This window comes from Mesorhizobium sp. M7A.F.Ca.US.002.01.1.1 (assembly GCF_004022955.1).
Taxonomy (GTDB): Bacteria; Pseudomonadota; Alphaproteobacteria; order Rhizobiales; family Rhizobiaceae; genus Mesorhizobium; species Mesorhizobium ciceri.
Genome location: NZ_RZQE01000081.1, coordinates 1 through 17,618 on the forward strand (window position 1 = coordinate 1; position 17,618 = coordinate 17,618).

General features: G+C 61.6%; 18 protein-coding genes and 2 pseudogenes. 16 read left to right on the forward strand and 4 right to left on the reverse strand.

The window, feature by feature from the left end; all coding sequences use genetic code 11:
• The first annotated feature begins 188 nt into the window (after nucleotides 1-188).
• Both cydB and cydX read left to right on the forward strand, forming a co-directional pair.
• Entirely contained in the window at nucleotides 189-1,343 is a 1,155-nt protein-coding gene (gene cydB, locus EN932_RS11175) for a cytochrome d ubiquinol oxidase subunit II (RefSeq protein WP_128368830.1), read from the forward strand.
• A gap of 24 nt (nucleotides 1,344-1,367) precedes the next feature.
• Nucleotides 1,368-1,499 (forward strand): cytochrome bd-I oxidase subunit CydX, encoded by a 132-nt coding sequence (gene cydX, locus EN932_RS11180; protein WP_112618274.1) that lies wholly within the window; start codon nucleotides 1,368-1,370, stop codon nucleotides 1,497-1,499.
• A gap of 36 nt (nucleotides 1,500-1,535) precedes the next feature.
• Here the strand turns inward: cydX and EN932_RS11185 are convergent, their stop codons facing one another.
• Both EN932_RS11185 and EN932_RS11190 read right to left on the reverse strand, forming a co-directional pair.
• Nucleotides 1,536-1,865, reverse strand: coding sequence for a rhodanese-like domain-containing protein (locus EN932_RS11185; protein WP_164890467.1), 330 nt, complete (start codon nucleotides 1,863-1,865; stop codon nucleotides 1,536-1,538).
• Nucleotides 1,866-1,946: 81 nt separating this feature from the next.
• A complete protein-coding gene (locus tag EN932_RS11190) occupies nucleotides 1,947-2,282 on the reverse strand; it encodes a metalloregulator ArsR/SmtB family transcription factor (RefSeq protein ID WP_224518964.1) in 336 nt (111 codons plus the stop codon).
• A gap of 125 nt (nucleotides 2,283-2,407) precedes the next feature.
• On the opposite strand from EN932_RS11190, the gene EN932_RS11195 reads away from it, so the two are divergent.
• From EN932_RS11195 to EN932_RS11220, 6 genes are all read left to right on the forward strand, one after another.
• Nucleotides 2,408-3,700: an FAD/NAD(P)-binding oxidoreductase gene (locus EN932_RS11195; protein WP_128368832.1), complete on the forward strand. Its 1,293-nt coding sequence runs from the start codon at nucleotides 2,408-2,410 to the stop codon at nucleotides 3,698-3,700.
• Nucleotides 3,701-3,731: 31 nt separating this feature from the next.
• Complete coding sequence (locus EN932_RS11200) at nucleotides 3,732-3,935, forward strand: DUF2892 domain-containing protein (RefSeq protein ID WP_128368833.1); 204 nt, start codon at nucleotides 3,732-3,734, stop codon at nucleotides 3,933-3,935.
• A gap of 89 nt (nucleotides 3,936-4,024) precedes the next feature.
• On the forward strand, nucleotides 4,025-5,035 hold the full coding sequence (locus tag EN932_RS11205; protein WP_128368834.1) for an efflux RND transporter periplasmic adaptor subunit: 1,011 nt from the start codon (nucleotides 4,025-4,027) through the stop codon (nucleotides 5,033-5,035).
• Nucleotides 5,032-8,298, forward strand: a complete 3,267-nt coding sequence (locus EN932_RS11210; protein WP_128368835.1) for an efflux RND transporter permease subunit — start codon at nucleotides 5,032-5,034, stop codon at nucleotides 8,296-8,298. The genes EN932_RS11205 and EN932_RS11210 overlap by 4 nt, the downstream gene beginning before the upstream one ends.
• 18 nt (nucleotides 8,299-8,316) lie before the next feature.
• Complete coding sequence (locus EN932_RS11215) at nucleotides 8,317-8,508, forward strand: hypothetical protein (protein WP_128368836.1); 192 nt, start codon at nucleotides 8,317-8,319, stop codon at nucleotides 8,506-8,508.
• Between the two features lie 136 nt (nucleotides 8,509-8,644).
• On the forward strand, nucleotides 8,645-9,238 hold the full coding sequence (locus EN932_RS11220) for an SOS response-associated peptidase (RefSeq protein WP_128368837.1): 594 nt from the start codon (nucleotides 8,645-8,647) through the stop codon (nucleotides 9,236-9,238).
• 1 nt (nucleotide 9,239) lies between these two features.
• Here the strand turns inward: EN932_RS11220 and EN932_RS11225 are convergent, their stop codons facing one another.
• Nucleotides 9,240-9,512 carry a hypothetical protein gene (locus tag EN932_RS11225; RefSeq protein ID WP_128368838.1) on the reverse strand — a complete coding sequence of 91 codons (273 nt, stop codon included), beginning with the start codon at nucleotides 9,510-9,512 and terminating at the stop codon, nucleotides 9,240-9,242.
• 104 nt (nucleotides 9,513-9,616) lie between these two features.
• Nucleotides 9,617-10,372 (reverse strand): hypothetical protein, encoded by a 756-nt coding sequence (locus EN932_RS11230; protein WP_128368839.1) that lies wholly within the window; start codon nucleotides 10,370-10,372, stop codon nucleotides 9,617-9,619.
• Nucleotides 10,373-10,529: 157 nt separating this feature from the next.
• On the opposite strand from EN932_RS11230, the gene EN932_RS11235 reads away from it, so the two are divergent.
• From EN932_RS11235 to EN932_RS11270, 8 genes and pseudogenes are all read left to right on the forward strand, one after another.
• Nucleotides 10,530-10,991, forward strand: a complete 462-nt coding sequence (locus EN932_RS11235; RefSeq protein ID WP_128368840.1) for a hypothetical protein — start codon at nucleotides 10,530-10,532, stop codon at nucleotides 10,989-10,991.
• 371 nt (nucleotides 10,992-11,362) lie between these two features.
• Nucleotides 11,363-13,360, forward strand: a complete 1,998-nt coding sequence (gene ligD / locus EN932_RS11240; RefSeq protein ID WP_245483270.1) for a DNA ligase D — start codon at nucleotides 11,363-11,365, stop codon at nucleotides 13,358-13,360.
• 185 nt (nucleotides 13,361-13,545) lie between these two features.
• Nucleotides 13,546-14,517 carry a zincin-like metallopeptidase domain-containing protein gene (locus EN932_RS11245; RefSeq protein WP_128368841.1) on the forward strand — a complete coding sequence of 324 codons (972 nt, stop codon included), beginning with the start codon at nucleotides 13,546-13,548 and terminating at the stop codon, nucleotides 14,515-14,517.
• Nucleotides 14,514-14,897 carry a DUF2958 domain-containing protein gene (locus EN932_RS11250; RefSeq protein ID WP_128368842.1) on the forward strand — a complete coding sequence of 128 codons (384 nt, stop codon included), beginning with the start codon at nucleotides 14,514-14,516 and terminating at the stop codon, nucleotides 14,895-14,897. Before EN932_RS11245 ends, EN932_RS11250 begins: the two co-directional genes overlap by 4 nt.
• Nucleotides 14,898-15,058: 161 nt before the next feature.
• Nucleotides 15,059-15,715: pseudogene (locus tag EN932_RS38360) on the forward strand (ParB/RepB/Spo0J family partition protein); the annotation flags it as partial.
• 51 nt (nucleotides 15,716-15,766) lie between these two features.
• A pseudogene (locus EN932_RS38365) lies at nucleotides 15,767-16,600 on the forward strand (LysR family transcriptional regulator); the annotation flags it as partial.
• A 480-nt stretch (nucleotides 16,601-17,080) separates the two neighbouring features.
• Nucleotides 17,081-17,314, forward strand: a complete 234-nt coding sequence (locus EN932_RS11265) for a hypothetical protein (RefSeq protein WP_128368844.1) — start codon at nucleotides 17,081-17,083, stop codon at nucleotides 17,312-17,314.
• 26 nt (nucleotides 17,315-17,340) lie between these two features.
• On the forward strand, nucleotides 17,341-17,618 hold a 278-nt coding region (locus tag EN932_RS11270; RefSeq protein WP_128368845.1), incomplete at its 3' end, for a DUF768 domain-containing protein.

Here is a 17,618-nt window from a genome sequence, read left to right on the forward strand (position 1 = left end):
CCTGATCACCATCCTGGGCTTCACCCTCGTCTATGGCGTGCTGGCCGTGATCGAGGTGCGGCTGATGCTGCAGGCGATAGCAAAGGGTCCGGTCATCGACGGGGATGTCGCGCCTCCCGTCGGCGAAGGCACACGGATCCATCTCGCGGCCGCGCAATAAGCCCCCCGACCTGCAAGGAACAACGACGATGCTCGATTTTCTCTTCAACTACGAAACGCTGCGGATCACATGGTGGGTACTGCTTGGCGTTCTTTTGATCGGATTCGCGGTCACCGACGGCTTTGACATGGGTGTCGGGGCATTGCTGCCCTTCGTGGCAAAAACCGATATCGAGCGTCGTGTTGCCATCAACACCATCGGGCCGGTCTGGGAAGGCAATCAGGTCTGGTTCGTGCTCGGCGGCGGCGCCATCTTCGCTGCGTGGCCGGCGCTCTACGCGTTGAGCTTCTCCGGTTTCCACCTCGCCATGTTCCTGGTGCTGTTCGCGATGATCCTGCGGCCGGTTGCCTTCAAATACCGCTCCAAACGGGAAGACGCCCGCTGGCGTTCGAACTGGGATTGGGCGCTGTTCATCGGCGGCGCCGTGCCGGCGCTCATCTTCGGCGTGGCGGTGGGCAATGTGCTGAGGGGGGTGCCGTTCCACTTCAACACTGATCTGCGGCCGTTCTACGAGGGCACCCTGTTTGGCCTGCTCAACCCGGTGGCGCTCTATTGCGGCCTGGTTTCGCTTTCCATGCTTGTCATGCACGGCGGGGCGTGGCTGGCCTTCAAGGCGGAAGGGCCGGTGGCTGACCGCGCCCGTATCATCGGCGGCAAGGCCGCGCTGGCCGCTGCTGTTTTATTCGCCGGCGGCGGCGTGCTTGTCTGGCTCGGGCTGCTCGGAGGCTATGAGGTCACGAGCGCCATCGTCTGGAATGGCCCGTCCAATCCGCTTGGCAAGACCGTGATTACAAATTCAAGCGGCTGGCTGCGCAACTTCTACGCCACGCCGGCTCTGTGCCTGGTGCCCGCACTGGGCATCGTGGCGCCGCTGATCGCCGCCGCGGGCTTCCGCGCGCGTCGCGAAGGCCTCACCTTCCTCGCGTCGAAACTTGGCATTTTCTGCATCATCGCGACTGTTGGGCTGGCGATGTTCCCGATCCTTCTGCCGTCAAGCACCAATCCGGGCCATTCTCTTGCCGTGTTCGACGCATCCTCAAGCCGGGCGACGCTGCGCAACATGCTGATCGCAACTGTTATCTTCCTGCCGCTGATCCTTGCCTACACGGCCTGGGTCTACAGCGTGCTTTGGGGGAAGGTCAGCGAAGCCTCAGTGCGCGAGGCAGGTACGTCGGCTTACTGACGACACAGACTGGAGTTTGCAACGATGTGGTACTTCGCCTGGATTCTCGGCCTCGGACTGGCCACCACGGTCGGCATCTTGAATGCCCTCTGGTACGAGCTGCGCGCGGTTCGCGCGCAACCTTCCGAACAGATTGAGCACTTGAAAGCACCGTGAGACGCCGCAGCCATACCTGTTGCGACAACGTCGCTGTCAGCTTGCCGACGGGAAACCTTGCGCACGCCAGGCGCTGATGCCGCCGCCCATATGCGTGTCGTGCGCCTGTCCTGCAGCCATGGCGATGGTGATCGCTTGCGATGACCGGCCGCCGGCGTGGCAATAAAACACGACGGGTTTGCCGGATGGAATGCGGTCCAACTCGTCACGAAGGCTGCCCAATGGAATATGGATGGCGCCCGCTATATGCCCGGACGCCCACTCGCCGTCCTCCCTGACGTCCACAAGCGTGATGGTGTCACCCATCTGCCGCACCTGCGTCGGGGTCAGCGTCCTGGCTGCCGACCGGGTTCCAAATCCAAACATTGTAATTCTCCTGTCTCCTGCAGATACGTCATGCTGTGCCAGCTTTGAGGCCTTCGGCGAGGGTGTCGCCATCGCTTATCGTCAGGAACAGAAAGCCGAGTGAAGCGCTTCGACAACCGTCAGTACTTCTGGCCGGGTGATGCGGTAGTAGACGGTCGTGCCATCGCGGCGCGATTCAACCAGGCCGTCAGCGCGCAAGCGCATGAGCTGCTGCGACATCGGCACCTGGTCGATGCCAAGCAATTCGCGCAGCTCCGCCACCGATCGCTCATCCTTTCCCAACGCGCAAAGGACCAGCAGCCGTTGCGGATGGGACAGGCTCCTGAGCAGGTCCGCTGCCTTTCCCGAAGCCGGGATCATCTCTTTTACATTCATACTCTTGAATTTATAATATTTGAATGTTAAATGCAAGCCCATCAGTCTGGCTTGCGAACGGTACGACCTTGCAAGCGTTCCGCCCGGTTTGGGAATTGAGCCAGATCAACACAAGCCTGCTGCATCGCTGTCAATTTGTTGGAACGAGAAACATCGGGAGGAACCCCATGTCACACATCGTCGTCCTTGGAGCCGGTCTTGGCGGAACCATCATGGCCTATGAAATGCGCGCGAAGCTGCGCGGCGAGGACGGCCTCACCGTCGTCAATCTTGGCACATCCTATTCCTTCGTGCCTTCCAATCCCTGGATAGCGGTTGGCTGGCGCAAGCGCGCCGACATCACAGTCGATCTCGCAGCATCCTTCAAGCGGCGAAACATCGCGCTCAAACCCGAGGGCGCCAAGAAAGTGTATCCCAAGGAAAACCGGATCGAGCTCAACGACGGGACGTTTGTCGACTACGACTACCTGATCATCGCGACGGGTCCCGACCTCGCTTTCGATGAGGTGCCCGGCCTCGGCCCTGCTGGTTATACGCAGTCGATCTGCCATATCGACCATGCGAGCGCCACCAAGGCGAAGGTCGATGAACTCGTCCGCAATCCGGGCCCTGTTATCGTCGGCGCCGTCCAGGGGGCGTCCTGCTACGGCCCCGCTTACGAATTCGCCTTTATCCTCGACACAGCACTACGCAGAGCCAAGGTGCGCGACCGGGTACCGATGACCTTCGTGACGCCGGAGCCTTATATCGGTCATCTTGGCCTGGATGGCGTTGGCGATACCAAGGGTCTGCTTGAGAGTGCCATGCGCGATCGCCACATCAAGTGGATCACAAACGCCAAGGTGTCGTCAGTCGACGCTGGAACCATGCATGTGGAGGAAGTGAACGAGGACGGTTCGGTGAAGGCCAAGCACGACCTGCCATTCGCGTTCTCGATGATGCTTCCGGCCTTCCGCGGCGTGCCGGCGGTGAAGGACATAGAGGGCTTGGTCAATCCGCGCGGCTTCGTCACCATCGACAAGCATCAGCGCAACCAGACCTATCCGAATGTCTTTTCGATCGGTGTCTGCGTCGCCATTCCTCCAGTCGGCAAGACGCCGCTGCCGGTTGGCGTTCCAAAGACCGGCTTCATGATCGAATCCATGGTCACGGCGACGGCGGAAAACATTGGCGCACTGTTGCGCGGCGAGGAGCCGCGGGCTGTCGCGACCTGGAACGCGGTCTGCCTGGCCGACTTCGGCGACGAAGGCATCGCCTTCGTGGCGCAGCCGCAGATCCCGCCACGCAACGTCAACTGGTCATCGCAGGGTAAGTGGGTGCACGCGGCCAAGGTCGGGTTCGAGAAATACTTCCTGCACAAGGTCCGACAAGGCAAGAGCGAGACCTTCTACGAGGGATTGGCACTCGACTTGCTCGGCATCAAGAAGCTCAAGGCCATTCAGATTGAGCCGGCCGAATAGGCACGGCACAGATTTCAGAGGAGACACGATTATGACGATCGACAAAGCAGTTCTGATGTTCGCGGGTTTCATGGTGCTGATCTCGCTCGCGCTCGGCTATTACTATTCTCCCTACTGGTTCCTGCTGACCGCCTTTGCCGGGCTCAATATGGTGCAGGCTTCGGTGACGGGATGGTGTCCGGCAGCTATTGTCTTCAAGAAAGTTGGCTGCAAGAGCGGCGTCGCCTTCAAGTAACACCTGACTTTCCAGGATTGGCGTCCCATGCGGGAGGTGCCTTTGCGCCCTCCCGTCCTTTCAATTCGTTCCGAGAACGGCACATTGCGATGAGATACGTACGATCCATCCTGGCCAACGGGCTTCTGCTGGGCATCACGGTATTCGCCAGCGGTGGCGCTCTTGCCGGGGACTTCACTGTCGCGGTTGCCACCATCACAGAGATGAAGGCCGTTTTCGGCCAGGTCGAGAGCCGCACGATCGTGCCGGCGCGCGCGCGCATTTCCGGTACCATCACCGAGGTGCGGGTGACGGAAGGCCAGGTCGTCAAGAAGGGTGATGTGGTCGCTACCGTTGTCGACGACAAAATAGCTCTGCAGCTTCGCGCAGCCGATGCCAAGATCGGCGCCCTCAATTCCCAGATGGAGAATGCCAAGACCGATCTGCAGCGCGCCCAGGACTTGCTGGCCAAAGGCGCCGCGACCCAGAGCCGGGTCGATGCGGCTCAGACCCAGTTCGACGTGATCACGAGCCAGCTGGCCGCCGCGGTTGCCGAAAAGGCCGTTACCCAGCAGAGCGCCAAGGAAGGCGATACCCTGGCACCAGCCGACGGTCGGGTGCTGACGGTTCCCGTGACGGCCGGTTCGGTGGTCATGGCAGGCGAACCGGTCGCCCGGATCGCGTCGGGACAATATTATCTGCGACTGTCGCTGCCCGAGCGACATGCGACGGAGATCACGGAGGGGGCCCAGGTCGATATCGCCGAACGCGGAGCCGGTGCGGATGGCGGATTCGTCAAGGCCCGTCAGGGCCGCATCGCCAAGGTCTATCCGGAGATTGAGAACGGGCGCGTCATCGCCGATGTCGAGGTTGCCGACATCGGCAGCTTCTTCGTCAACGAGCGCACGCTGGTATCGATCCCTGTCGCGAAGCGGACCATTCTGGGCGTGCCGCCACAGGCGGTCAACACGGTTCACGGGATCGACTACATCACTATCAATACGGCCGACGGACCACTCGGCGTCGCAGTCGTGCTGGGCGAGCGATACCAGGATGGCGGACAGCCACGGGTCGAGGTCCTGACCGGCCTCGCCGAAGGCGACAAGGTCGTCCTGCCATGAAACTTGGCATCGCCGGCGGGCTCACCCGCTCGTTCATCGGCTCGCCGCTGACGCCGCTCTTCCTGTTGGCGGCGCTGGCGCTCGGGCTTGTCGCCCTGGCCACATTGCCACGCGAGGAAGAACCGCAGATTTCCGTGCCAATGGTGGACATCCATGTCGCGGCCAATGGGCTGAAGGCGGAGGATGCCGTCAAGCTCGTGACCGAGCCCCTGGAAACGATCATCAAGGGCATCGACGGTGTTGAGCACGTCTACTCGCAAACCGTGGACGACGGTGCGCTGGTGACTGCCCGCTTCAAGGTCGGCACCAGTTCCGACGCCGCCGTTTTGCGTGTTCACGACAAGGTGCGCGCCAACATGGATCGCATCCCGGTCGGCATCCCCGAACCGCTGATCGTCGGGCGCGGCATCGACGACGTCGCGATTGTAGTGGTGACATTGACGCCGACACCCGAGGCGGCCGGCCGCTATTCCTCGGCCGATCTAAGCCGGCTGGCGCACGAGCTTCAGGTCGAGGTCGCCAAGCTGCCTGATATTGGCCTGACTTACATCGTCGGCGAGCAGCCGGAGGCGATCCAGGTCGAGCCTGACCCGGAAAAACTCTCTCTCTACGGCATCACGCTGCAGCAGTTGACGGCCAAGATCACCGGCGCCAACAGGTCCTTCCAGATCGGCACGGTGCGCGACGAGGGCAAGCAGCGTGTGCTGGTCGCCGGCCAGACCCTGCAGACCCTCGCCGACATCGGCAACCTGCTTCTGACTGCGCGGGACGGGCGGCCTGTCTATGTGCGCGACGTAGCCAGAATTGTGTTGGCGACGTCGCCGGCGGAGAACCGGGTCACCAACTTCGTCAAGTCCGACAAGGGACTTGAACGGGCCCCGGCCGTGTCGCTGGCGGTGGCCAAGCGGCCGGGCACCAACGCCGTCGTCATTGCGGATACCATCGTCAAGCGCCTTGACCAGGTGCGCGGCGAAATTTTCCCGAAGGACGTCGAAATGGTCGTGACTCGCGACTACGGCGAGACCGCTAACGAGAAGGCAAACGAACTGCTCTTCCACCTCGGCCTTGCCACGATCTCCATTGTCGTGCTGGTCGCAATCGCCATCGGTTGGCGCGAGGCGTTGGTGGTGGCCGTTGTCATCCCGACGACCATCCTGCTCACGCTATTTGCCTCACGCATCATGGGCTACACGCTGAACCGCGTCAGCCTGTTCGCGCTGATCTTCTCCATCGGCATCCTGGTCGACGATGCGATCGTGGTGATCGAGAACATTGCCCGGCATTGGGCCATGGATGATGGGCGGTCCCGCAAGCAGGCGGCGATCGACGCCGTCGCGGAGGTGGGCAATCCGACCATCGTGGCGACGCTCACCGTGGTCGCGGCGCTCCTGCCAATGCTGTTCGTGTCGGGTCTGATGGGGCCGTATATGAGCCCGATCCCGGCCAACGCCTCGGCGGCGATGCTGTTCTCCTTCTTTGTCGCGGTGACGCTGACGCCGTGGCTGATGATGAAGTTTGGCAAGAAGGACCACGCCTCGGCGCATGCCCATAACGCCAGCAGCCCCGGCGGCGCGCTCGGTCGCGCCTATATCGCAGTTGCAAGACCCATCCTGAAGTCGCGGTTCCGATCGTGGACCTTTCTACTTGTCGTCGGCGCGGCGACCATGGCTTCGATGGTGCTCATCTACACCAGGCACGTCACGGTCAAGCTCCTGCCTTTCGACAACAAGACCGAATTGCAGGTGGTTGCTGACCTGCCCAAAGGCTCCTCGGTCGAGGACACCAACCGGCTGTTGCAGGCTGTGGTGAATCGTCTCGCCGACGTGGCCGAGGTGGTCTCGTTCCAGACCTATGCCGGGACAGCAGCGCCTTTCAACTTCAACGGCCTGGTGCGCCATTACTATCTTCGCTCCGGATCGGAGCAGGGCGACGTCGCAGTCAACTTGACGGGGAAGAGGGAGCGCAGTCGTCCAAGCCATGCCATCGCCCTCGACATCCGCGAACGGCTGAAAGGCATTGCCATGCCAGAAGGCACCGTGCTCAAGGTGGTCGAGCCACCGCCTGGTCCGCCAGTGCTTGGGACATTGCTCGCGGAAATCTATGGGCCTGACGCCGAGACGCGCCGCGCGGTGGCGGCGAAGGTGCGCGAGACGTTCGCGTCCATCCCGTTTATCGTCGACGTCGAAGATAGCTTCCACAACCTGCCGCAGCGCGTGCGTCTGGCGATCGATCAGGACAACCTCGAATACTACAAGGTCGAGCAGTCCGACGTGTACGATACGTTGAGCTACCTCTATGGCGGTACGACGGTCGGTTATTCACATCGCGGCGGCGGCCGCCGGCCGGTCCCGATCCGCGTGTCGCTCTCGAAGAGCGACGGCGTGGTCGACCAGCGCGCCCTTACGACGCCGGTCCCGGCGAACGCGCTGCCCGGCGCACGCGACGTGGTGGAACTGGGCGACGTCGTGCGGGTGACGCGGGAGCCGGCATCCTACCCGATCTTCCGCCACAACGGCCGGCCCGCCGAGATGGTGATGGGTGAACTCGCGGGCGCGTTCGAGGCGCCGGTTTACGGCATGCTCGCCGTCGACGATGCCATCGCCAAAGCCGATTGGGGTAACCTCCCGAAACCGACGATCGCATTGCACGGGCAACCAGATGACGAGTCCAAGCCGACGCTTCTGTGGGACGGCGAGTGGGAGGTGACGTGGGTCACCTTCCGCGACATGGGCGCGGCCTTCATCGTCGCGATCCTGGGCATCTACATTCTCGTTGTCGCGCAGTTCGGTTCGTTTAGGCTGCCGCTGGTTATCCTGACGCCGATCCCGCTGACCCTGATCGGCATCATGCTCGGCCATTGGGCCTTCGGCGCGCCGTTCTCGGCCACCTCTATGATCGGCTTCATCGCGCTCGCCGGCATCATCGTGCGCAACTCGATCCTGCTGGTGGACTTCATTCGCCATTCCAAGGGAACCGAAAGGCCGCTGGTCGACGTGTTGCTCGAGGCTGGCGCCATCCGCTTCAAGCCGATCCTGCTCACCGCGATCGCAGCGATGATCGGGGCAGCGGTCATCCTGACCGACCCGATTTTCCAGGGGTTGGCGATTTCGCTGTTGTTTGGCCTCGCCTCGTCGACGCTGCTGACGGTGCTCGTCATTCCCGCCATCTACGTGGCGCTGCGCGGTGGCTCGAAGCAGGACACTGACAGTGATGCGCCGGCAGAGCTCACAGCGGCCGACGAACCAACCCCAACTCCTGCGTGAACCAGCAAGGACAAGACTGTGGCCTACTATTTTTCCAAGACGCCGGATTCCAGTTTCGATGCGGCGATCGTACGCAGGAAGGCCATTGTGAAAGATGCCGGATTCGACATTGTCACCGAGATCGACATCAGAGAGAATTCAAGAAGAAGGTTGGCGTCGACTATCGCGACTACCGCATCTCGGAGCCTGCAATCCCAAAATGGCGTTTGAGGCGCTTTTGATCAGGACAAGATCGACACCACGTTGCCCTGCAAAAGTGATGGTGCAGGACTTCAGCGGCGGCAAGGTCGACCGGCAGAAGACTGTCGCCTTAGTGTGATTATATCGCCTCAGTCCGGAGCCGTCCATGTGCAACGATTACGAGCAGCATATTGTTTGGGTTGAGTATTGCCGGATGATGGCGTCGCTGGCGCTCAAAATCCCGATCCACCAAACCGAGCTCGATTTGCCACAGGCGGACGACGTCCGCATCAACGATCCGGCGCCTATAATGCGCGGCGCAGGCGACGCGATTGAACTGGCATCGATGACGTTTGGATTTCCGCCGACCGGACCGAAGGGCGGGCCTGTGTTCAACTTCCGCTCCGAAGGTCGGCAGTTCGGCAACAGCAAACGCTGCCTCGTTCCTGCGTCCGCGTTCTTCGAGTTCACAGGCACAAAATATCCGAAGGCCAAGCATCGCTTCACGCTCAACGGCTCTCCCTTCATGGCCATCGCGGGGCTTTGGCGTGAGGCTGTCGGCAACAAGCCGCCCACATTCACCATGCTGACGACCGATCCCGGGCCGGATGTCGCGCCATATCACAATCGTCAGGTCGTGGTCCTTCAGCCGGAGAATTGGGCGGGCTGGATCAGTCTGACAGAGCCTGAGGCTGAGCTTTTGCGGCCGCTTCCGGCAGGCTCACTCTCGGTCGAAACAGTTCGCCCCGAAAGCTCGTGACTTAGCTGCGCACAATCTCTGGTACGCTGGGCGGACCGAGATCGAGAACCCGCCGGTATTCGCCCGCGCGACGCCAGACGCCTTGCACGTTTCCATTCTCCCGATCCCGCCTCGGATCAAACCTCAGCCCCTCAAAGTGATCCAGAAAGCCTGTGCAGTTTCGGCGGCTGAAGCAATGGAGCCGATAGGTTTCATATTTGCCATTCGGCCATATCGCCTGCACCTGCCGCGTCTGGTGCTTAAGCCCTCGTTCCTGGCAGAACTTCGCGATCATGGTTAAGTTCCGGTCGGTGCAAAGGTCATCTGGCAGTGCAACCTGGTGAGGCCAGTCGCGGTCGATGACCGATGGCGTTGGTGAAACCCGACTGCGTTTGACCATTATTCGAAATGCATTGACTGGCCGCGCATCATTGCCAGCGTCAGCGCGATTGCAGGGTTTGCCGGCGGCTTTTCCATATGCAAGGAGCCGTCGAAATCACGCCATGCCGCCATGCGCAATTCATCATCGTCATCGCTGGCCGACGGGTCGAATATGTGGGCATCACAGGGATCTCGATCGATCTCGATCGTCCAGTCCTTGAGCGCCTTGCGGGCCATCTCTTCGACCTGGGCAAGGTCGCTGGTGAAGAAGGGGATACGGTCTCCATCTTCCGAAAGCGGCTCAACCCGATCCCGCGTCGGCCGCTCGGGAACCCAACCGAGAACGAAGGCAATATCGAAATCGATCTGGCGATCCGGGCCGGTCGTGATCTCCAGCCGCTTGACGACATCTGGATAGAGCTGCTTCCGTTCTGGCCATGTGTCTGGAATAGCCTCAGCCTGCAGCTTCGTGCGGGGAACGTTGATCAGTTCCATGACCTGGTGGTGCGGGACTTTTTCCTTCGGCCAGCCCGCACAACATGCCGCCGCCGCAGCCTCATCGGCCTCTAGCCAAACTGCGGCGGCCCGGTCCTCGTCCTCGGTAGGCTTGTCGTCTTCTAGGAAGCCTTTGATATCCCACCCCTCCAACGCAAACAGCCCTTCCGCGCCTTGCAAAGCTGTGATGCCGGCGCGCGCAAACACGGCTTCGGCTGCGGCGATGCCGCGTGCGAGCTCTTGGGGTGTTGCATCCTCGATGTTCAAGCGAAGTTCCATGGTTCGCCTCCTATGAGCTAATCCGGCCAATGTGAACAAAATGAGAACAAAGAGTCAAGCGTGCCCTTGACGGGAGAGGAATATGTTCCCTATTTCAGCGTGATCTGGAGCAGCAAGGGACCATGGCTCGGCGTCAATCGCGCTGGCCGGCGAAGCTATGGCGAAAACAGCGGAAGACAATTTTCGGATCGAGGTCTGGGATCGCGAGGAGCACGCTTTGGCGGAAACCATTTCGCGTTCCCCCGATTCAACTGTGAGTCAGGCAGCCTGGCAAGCCGCCATCCGGCGCCGGCCTGGCATGTTGCTGATCCACTACAACAGTCGGCACGTGATGGAGAAAATCCTGACGCCGGGCGAGGTGAAGATCCCGGCGCAGACCATCATCGATGGCAGTGTCCATGCCGGCCTCGATGTGGCGCTCGGCGATCTTCGCGAATGGCATGTGTTGCGGGCCTGGTGCAGATCCTGCTCGCACCATGCAACGGTAAAGCCCGCTGGGCTGATCCAACGCTATGGAAAAGGCGCTCTGTTCAGCTCGGTCGAGCGAGCGCTTTTCTGCACGAGCTGTGACAGGGGCGGGCCTGTCCGGCTTGAAATTCACAAGCTGCCACGCAATTGAGGAGAGCCGAAGGGCGCAAGACCTGATCAATTCTTTCAGGCAAACTCGCCGCTGTTCGGCCAATCCTATCGTCGCCGATCAGCGGCGAGACTGTCGAGTACAGGAAATGCGCGCGAACGATGCCGGCGCTTCCATATCCTGAATGCAAACCATGCGGACCGCCGCGGACGGGGACAGTCGGTCCCGCGTCCCGTCCTGCGGCCGGCGCTATGCTGACGCTCCTACGGCTGTCCCGTTCACCGCCCGCGGCGGGGGCGAATTTCCTCGTCCTGCGCGCGACAATGTCCGCTGTTGCGGACGCGCGCAGGACTGCGGCTTATACGCCGTTCTTGCTTAGAGCGCCGACGGTCGCCGGCGCGTAGATGCTTGGGATGGAACTGAATCCCAGGCAGGGTATTGAATCGGACGATGTATCCGAGTTCCGCATGTCGGCTGTAGATGGCATCATAAGCATCGGCAAAAGGCGCACACGGCGCAGAGACTCAGATTCTATCCCTACATATCCGCTGCCGGGGTTTCGGTCCTTCCAGCTCTGCACATTGACAGACCACATACCGGTGGGTGGGGATTGGCTTTTCGAGATGAAGTTCGACGGCTATCGTGCCCAAGTCGCCATCTCCGGCTCGAATGTAGTCGTCTACACCCGCAATGGCCACGACTGGACCCGACAGTTCAAGGTGATCCTGCCGCCGCTTCAGAGACTGACCAAGGGCGCGGTACTGATCGATGGTGAGATCGTCGCCATCGACAGCCAGGGCCGCACCAACTTCTCCATGCTGAAAACCGGCATTGCCGCGGGTATGCCCCTCAAGTTCTACGCCTTCGATCTGCTTGAATTCGATGGCGAAGATCTGTCGAACCAGCCGCTGCTGGAACGCAAGGCGCGACTTGAGTCCCTGCTGGGCGCGCGCCGCCCTGACGACAGCCTGCAATTCTCCAACCACGTCGTCGACCATGGCAGAAGGGTGTTCGACGCCATGTGCGAGGCCGGCCACGAAGGCGTCATCGCCAAGCGCGCCGACAGCTCTTACGTCGGCGACCGCACCGGGAGTTGGCTCAAGATCAAGTGCACGAAGCGACAGGAATTCGTCGTCGGCGGCTATCGCCCAAGTGACACAGGACATGGCATGGCCTCGCTGATCCTCGGCACTTACGACAATGGCAAGCTCATCTATCGCGGCCGCGTCGGCACGGGGTTCACCGCGGCGATGCGCAAGGAAATCCTCGCGAAGCTCGAGAACCGCGTTGTTGAGAAACCGGCTTTCGCCTCCGTTCCAAGAGACATTGCCCGCCGTGCCCGGTGGGTAAAGCCCGAACTTGTCGCCGAAGTCACCTATGCCGAAGTGACCCCGGACGGCAGCTTGCGACATCCAAGCTTTGAGGGAATGCGCGAAGACAAGCCAGCCGACCAGGTGGTGATGGAAATGCCGAAGACGCCGGCAACTCTTGGCTCCGCCAATCTCGGTCCGGGGATCGGCAAGGAGATCGCCGCTGCTGTCGGCGTCAAGCTGACGCATCCGGACAAGATCATGTATCCGGGGACCAAGGTGACCAAGGCCACGCTCGCCGCCTACTACGCCGTGGTCGCCGAGAAGATGCTGCCGCACATCCAGGATCGGCCGCTGTCGCTGGTGCGCGATACCGACGGCGACCTGCAACAGACCTTTTTTCAGAAGCACAGACTCCCAGGCATGCCCAAGGCCATCCATGACGGCAAGTTGGAGAAGATGTCCGGTAAGGAAAGCCGCATCTTGTGGGTCGATGACCTGGCGGGGCTGATCGCAGGCGTCCAGATGAACGTGCTCGAATTCCATATCTGGGGGAGCCTGCGCCAGCAGCCTGATCTGCCGCACCGCATGATCTTCGACATCGATCCCGACGAGAGCCTGGGCTTTAATGCCGTCAAGCAGGCAGCCCTTGACATTCGGGGCGTTCTGGAAGCGCTTGGACTGCAGTCGTGGCCGTTGCTGTCCGGCGGCAAGGGCGTTCACGTGGTTGTGCCGCTCGTCCCGGAGGCAGACTGGGACGAGGTCAAGAGCTTCTGCCAAGACTTCGCCGAACTACTGGCCCGTACAGATCCGTCGCGCTTCGTCGCCAACATGAGCAAGGCGAAGCGCAAGGGCCGAATGTTTCTCGATTACCTGCGCAACGGCCAAGGCTCCACTGCAATCTGTCCCTGGTCGACTCGGGCGCGCGCGGGGGCGTCGTGCGCGGTGCCCGTCAGCTGGGAGGAGTTGCCCACCTGCGAAAGCGCCAATGGTTTCGATGTTTTCGCCGCCGCCGCGCGGGCTCAGCTACCCGAAGCATGGGCGGGTTATTTCGACGTCGAACAAACGCTTACCGACCGCATCCGCCACGCGGTCCAGTAGCAATAGCCATCCTAGATGGTCAGCGACATTTGCCGATTGGGCGCGGACCGCCTTTGCCGAAATTCGAGAGCGTCCCCTTTGCGGGAGGCCCCCGCAACGCCGTCTAGAGTGAGAGTACGGACCGGGTTGCCGTGACGGGTTGAGAGCTGGAGGAGGGCCTCCGGCGCCCGTCGCGGAGAACCGCGATGTCCAGACATTACGCTCGCGTCGGCGCCGACCGGGCAAGCCTCTATGACGATATTACCAACAAGATCATCGCCGAGCTGGAGGCTGGGCGCTTTCCCTGGGTGCAGCCCTGGGGCACGACGGCGACGAAAGCTCCTCTCGCAATGCCGGCCAACGCCGCGACCGGCCGCGCCTATTCTGGGATCAATGTGCTGATTCTGTGGGGTGCGGTCGTCGAGCATGGCTTTCCCGTCCAGGGCTGGCTGACTTTCCGCCAGGCGCTATCGCTTGGCGGCCATGTCCGCAGGGGCGAGCACGGGACCACCGTCGTCTATGCTGACCGCTTCATCCCTGACGACGAGAAGAATCGCGCGCGGGAAACCGGCGAGGCAGCACAGGCCGTACCGTTCCTGAAGCGCTTCATCGTGTTCAACGTGGCGCAATGTGACAATCTGCCCGACGATCTGGCCGTGGCTCCGCCTGCACCGGAACCCGGACTGATCGAGCCTGCAGTCGAGGCGCTGATCAAGGCAACCGGGATCGATTTCCGCATAGGTGGCAACAACGCCTATTATGTGCCGGCGCTGGACTACGTGCGGGTGCCGCCGCCGCAGGCCTATTTCGAGACCATCGACTGGCACCGCACCGCCTTGCACGAGCTTGGGCATGCGACCGGCCACGCCTCCCGCGTCGGCCGTGACCTCACCGGGGACTTCGGCACCAAGAGATATGCTTTCGAGGAACTGGTTGCCGAGATGAATGCGGCCTTCTGCTGCGCCTCGCTTGGCATCGTGCCGACCGTGCGCCACGCCGACTACCTGGCCTCCTGGCTCGAGGTCCTGCGCGAAGACAACCGCGCCATCGTGCGTGCCGCCTCCCAGGCCAGCAAGGCGGCCGACTGGCTGCTCGCCTTCCTGCCGCAACCTGACGGCGCATTCAGGGCAGGCCTGGCCGACGTCGATGATAGCGAAATCGACAGGACGGCGGCATGATCCTCCTCACCGACGAACTGCGCGAGCACCTGCTCGCCAATGGCCGCGAGCGCAACGCCGATCACGTACCCGTCGTGAAGTTCTTCAATCCGCTCGGCTCAGGAGTTTGGCTCGCGACCGAGCTGGATGCCGATCGCGACACCATGTTCGGTCTCGCCGATCTCGGCTATCCCGAACTGGGCAGTTTCTCGCTCCTCGAGATGACGTCGGTCCGGCTGCCCTTCGACATGGGCATCGAACGTGACATTCTCTTTGCCACAGACCTGCCGATTTCGGTGCGGGCAGAGGCCGCCCAGCTGGCCGGAAGCATTCGCGACGCCGAACGCATCCTCTACAACGCCGCCCAGTCCGGCCGAGACGGCGAGTGGAATCTCAGCTGAAATCCGCAAAGCCGCAGATGCGCAAAGTCGTCTCTGTGGCCCTGTGCCCCTCCGGATCTTCCGTGTGCGGCGCAGTCCTCAGAGTGAGAGGGCTGCGCCCGTCTTTGTGACGGGTTTGGAGGTCGAGAGAGTCTCGGCCGCCCGTCGCGGAGATAATCAAGATGGCTACCGTCAAGCAGAAGATCACCCTCAACGCTTCGCGCGACATCCCGTTCAACAAGCTGATGCTGAGCCAGTCCAACGTCCGGCGCATCAAGCGCGGGGAAACGATCGAGGACCTCGCCGCCTCGATCGCACGGCGTGGCCTGCTCCAGAGCCTCAACGTCCGGCCAGTGCTGGATGGCGAGGGCAACGAGACCGGCATGTTTGAGGTGCCGGCTGGTGGCCGCCGCTATCGCGCCCTTGAGCTGCTGATCAGGCAGAAGCGCATGGTCAAGACCGAGCCTGTGCCTTGCGTCGTCACCAACGCCGATAGCGAGGTGCCGATCGAGGAAGATTCGCTGGCCGAGAACTTCCAGCGTGAGGACCTCCATCCTCTGGATATGTTCCGTGCCTTCCAGACCCTGCACGATCAGGGCGCGAGCCGCGAGGAGATTGCCGCACGCTTCTTCGTGTCCGCCACCTTTGTCCAGCAACGCCTGCGGCTCGCGAAGGTCTCGCCCAAGCTGCACGATATCTACGAGCAGGACGGCATGAAGCTCGATCAACTCATGGCCTTCACCGTGGCCGACGATCACGCCCGTCAGGAACAGGTCTGGGAGGCGCTCGAACATTCGTGGTCGAAGGAGCCGCATCAAATCCGGCGCATGCTGAGTCAACTGAGGGTCTTCCGAGAAGTTTTGCGGGCTGGTTCGACAAGGCGAGCGGCGGCAGCGCTCGGGATAAGCCAGCCCGCCGTCAGTCAGCACGTGAAGCAGCTCGAGACCACGCTCGGCATCACACTCTTCAAAAGATCAGCCAACCGCATCGTCCCTTTGCAGGAAGCCTGGGAACTCCTGCGGAATGTCGAACTTGCCCTGACATCCCTGGATCGGCTGGGAGCCTCCATCTTCGCGATGAAGAACGACGAAAAGCAGCGGATTGCGATTGCCGCGCCTTCTGTTTTCGGTTTCGTGACCTTGCCCAAGGTCGTGGCGATTATCCACGCAAAGACCGCTTCGAATGTCCGCTCGATTTCGGGAAGCTACGAGCAGATCGGCGAGCACATCCTGGCAGGACGAGCGGAACTCGGGATCTCGAGATTGCCCTTGGATCCCAGCCTGTTTGAGTGGGCGCCGCTCGGGTCGGCACGAAACGTATGCATCTTTCACCCCGACCACCGCTTTTCAAAACAGGCCTGTATCGAGGCTCACGATCTGGCAGGCGAAACGATCGTCGATATCGATCCCCAGTTCGCTGCCCACCAAATGAACTTCAATGCATTGCGCTTCGCCGGCGTCGAGCCGGACATACTGGTGGAATTCGATTGCAATGGTCACGAAGCCGGATACGTTTCGGCCGGCCTCGGCATTTCGATTACCAATGAGATCATTGCGCGCGAATACGCGGCATTTCACCTGGGAATAAAGCCAGTGGAACCATCCGCTCTGTATCACTACGTGGCGATTTGGCAGAAGGGCAGGACCTTTTCCAACGCGTTGAATGTATCACGCGAGGCCATCCTCGCTGCGTTTTCCACGGAGCCGCCTGCTAGAGGTTGCTAGGGTTTCCTTAGGAAGCGCAACAGATTGAGGTTGTGTTGGCACCTCATAGCGGATCGCACTTGCGACGGCCAGGATGCCTTCGCAACCCGGATCGTGTGCAGGGTTTCCGGCTTGAGATGCCGTAGGCGAGATCCCCGATGGAAAGGGCATATGGTCGAAACAGGTCGATCGCCCGTGGCATCAAGACGCGGTACTTTGCAGGACAGGAACCCTGCCGTTTGAATTGCATCCGGTAGCTCCGGATGTGCTGATGGCCGACAAAGGCCGCTACATGGGCGGCGCTTTTGTCACCTTCAAGGCCGATACGCGCCAGGCGCGCTGGAATCGCGTCCAGGGCAAGGTCGGTGCGCCGCCGCCGAAGGGCTGCAAAAAGCAAAAAGCCGAGTGGCTGAAGCCTGGCCTTTCAGGCAAGGTGCGCTTCCTTAAAAGGCGAAGAGACGTTGCACCAAGCGATGCTGCGCGATTTCTGGAAGGACGACGATGGCATTGGCTAAGAAGGATCAGGAGTGCGTCACCTCCGACTGGATGTACGGTCAGCAGGCGCACAAGGATGGCAAGGAACGCGCCGTGCCAAGCTATTGGACCGAGCGCGCCGAAGCCTGGCTGCAGGGCTTCGACGGCGTGCCACTGGGCAGCGAGCCCAAGCCGATGAGCGCCAGCATGGAAGCGGAGTTGGACGAGACAGCCGTCGACCGTCCTGACGCTGGAACCTAGCCCCTTAGCTTTGGCTTATGTGCTCGATGAGCACGCGCGGCATTAATTTCCTCGACCGGTGGATGGCAGAAAACCTGCCCGACGCAATGACTGACGATCCGGTTGCGATCAGCGACCTTGCGGACAGTGCGATGAAAGCGGCCGATGAGGCCGGCATCGCCACCGCGGAAATCATTGACGAAGTGCCCAGCGAGTTCGACGTCATCGCCGAAGCCATGGATCACCGCGAAGGCGGCACGCCCCTCGGCACTGATCGGCACCGCTTGACTCGTTCCCGACGCGTTCCCATTTTGGTCTTCCGCAA

Coding starts and splice junctions, on each gene's coding strand:
- EN932_RS11230 (WP_128368839.1), bottom strand. CDS start 10,372: ATGGAACTTCGCTTGAACATCGAGGATGCAACACCCCAAGAGCTCGCA.
- EN932_RS11250 (WP_128368842.1), top strand. CDS start 14,514: ATGATCCTCCTCACCGACGAACTGCGCGAGCACCTGCTCGCCAATGGC.
- EN932_RS11200 (WP_128368833.1), top strand. CDS start 3,732: ATGACGATCGACAAAGCAGTTCTGATGTTCGCGGGTTTCATGGTGCTG.
- EN932_RS11220 (WP_128368837.1), top strand. CDS start 8,645: ATGTGCAACGATTACGAGCAGCATATTGTTTGGGTTGAGTATTGCCGG.
- EN932_RS11195 (WP_128368832.1), top strand. CDS start 2,408: ATGTCACACATCGTCGTCCTTGGAGCCGGTCTTGGCGGAACCATCATG.
- EN932_RS11190 (WP_224518964.1), bottom strand. CDS start 2,282: ATGGGCTTGCATTTAACATTCAAATATTATAAATTCAAGAGTATGAAT.
- EN932_RS11225 (WP_128368838.1), bottom strand. CDS start 9,512: ATGATCGCGAAGTTCTGCCAGGAACGAGGGCTTAAGCACCAGACGCGG.
- EN932_RS11185 (WP_164890467.1), bottom strand. CDS start 1,865: ATGTTTGGATTTGGAACCCGGTCGGCAGCCAGGACGCTGACCCCGACG.
- ligD (WP_245483270.1), top strand. CDS start 11,363: ATGGAACTGAATCCCAGGCAGGGTATTGAATCGGACGATGTATCCGAG.
- cydB (WP_128368830.1), top strand. CDS start 189: ATGCTCGATTTTCTCTTCAACTACGAAACGCTGCGGATCACATGGTGG.
- EN932_RS11235 (WP_128368840.1), top strand. CDS start 10,530: ATGGCGAAAACAGCGGAAGACAATTTTCGGATCGAGGTCTGGGATCGC.
- cydX (WP_112618274.1), top strand. CDS start 1,368: ATGTGGTACTTCGCCTGGATTCTCGGCCTCGGACTGGCCACCACGGTC.
- EN932_RS11265 (WP_128368844.1), top strand. CDS start 17,081: ATGGCATTGGCTAAGAAGGATCAGGAGTGCGTCACCTCCGACTGGATG.
- EN932_RS11210 (WP_128368835.1), top strand. CDS start 5,032: ATGAAACTTGGCATCGCCGGCGGGCTCACCCGCTCGTTCATCGGCTCG.
- EN932_RS11245 (WP_128368841.1), top strand. CDS start 13,546: ATGTCCAGACATTACGCTCGCGTCGGCGCCGACCGGGCAAGCCTCTAT.
- EN932_RS11205 (WP_128368834.1), top strand. CDS start 4,025: ATGAGATACGTACGATCCATCCTGGCCAACGGGCTTCTGCTGGGCATC.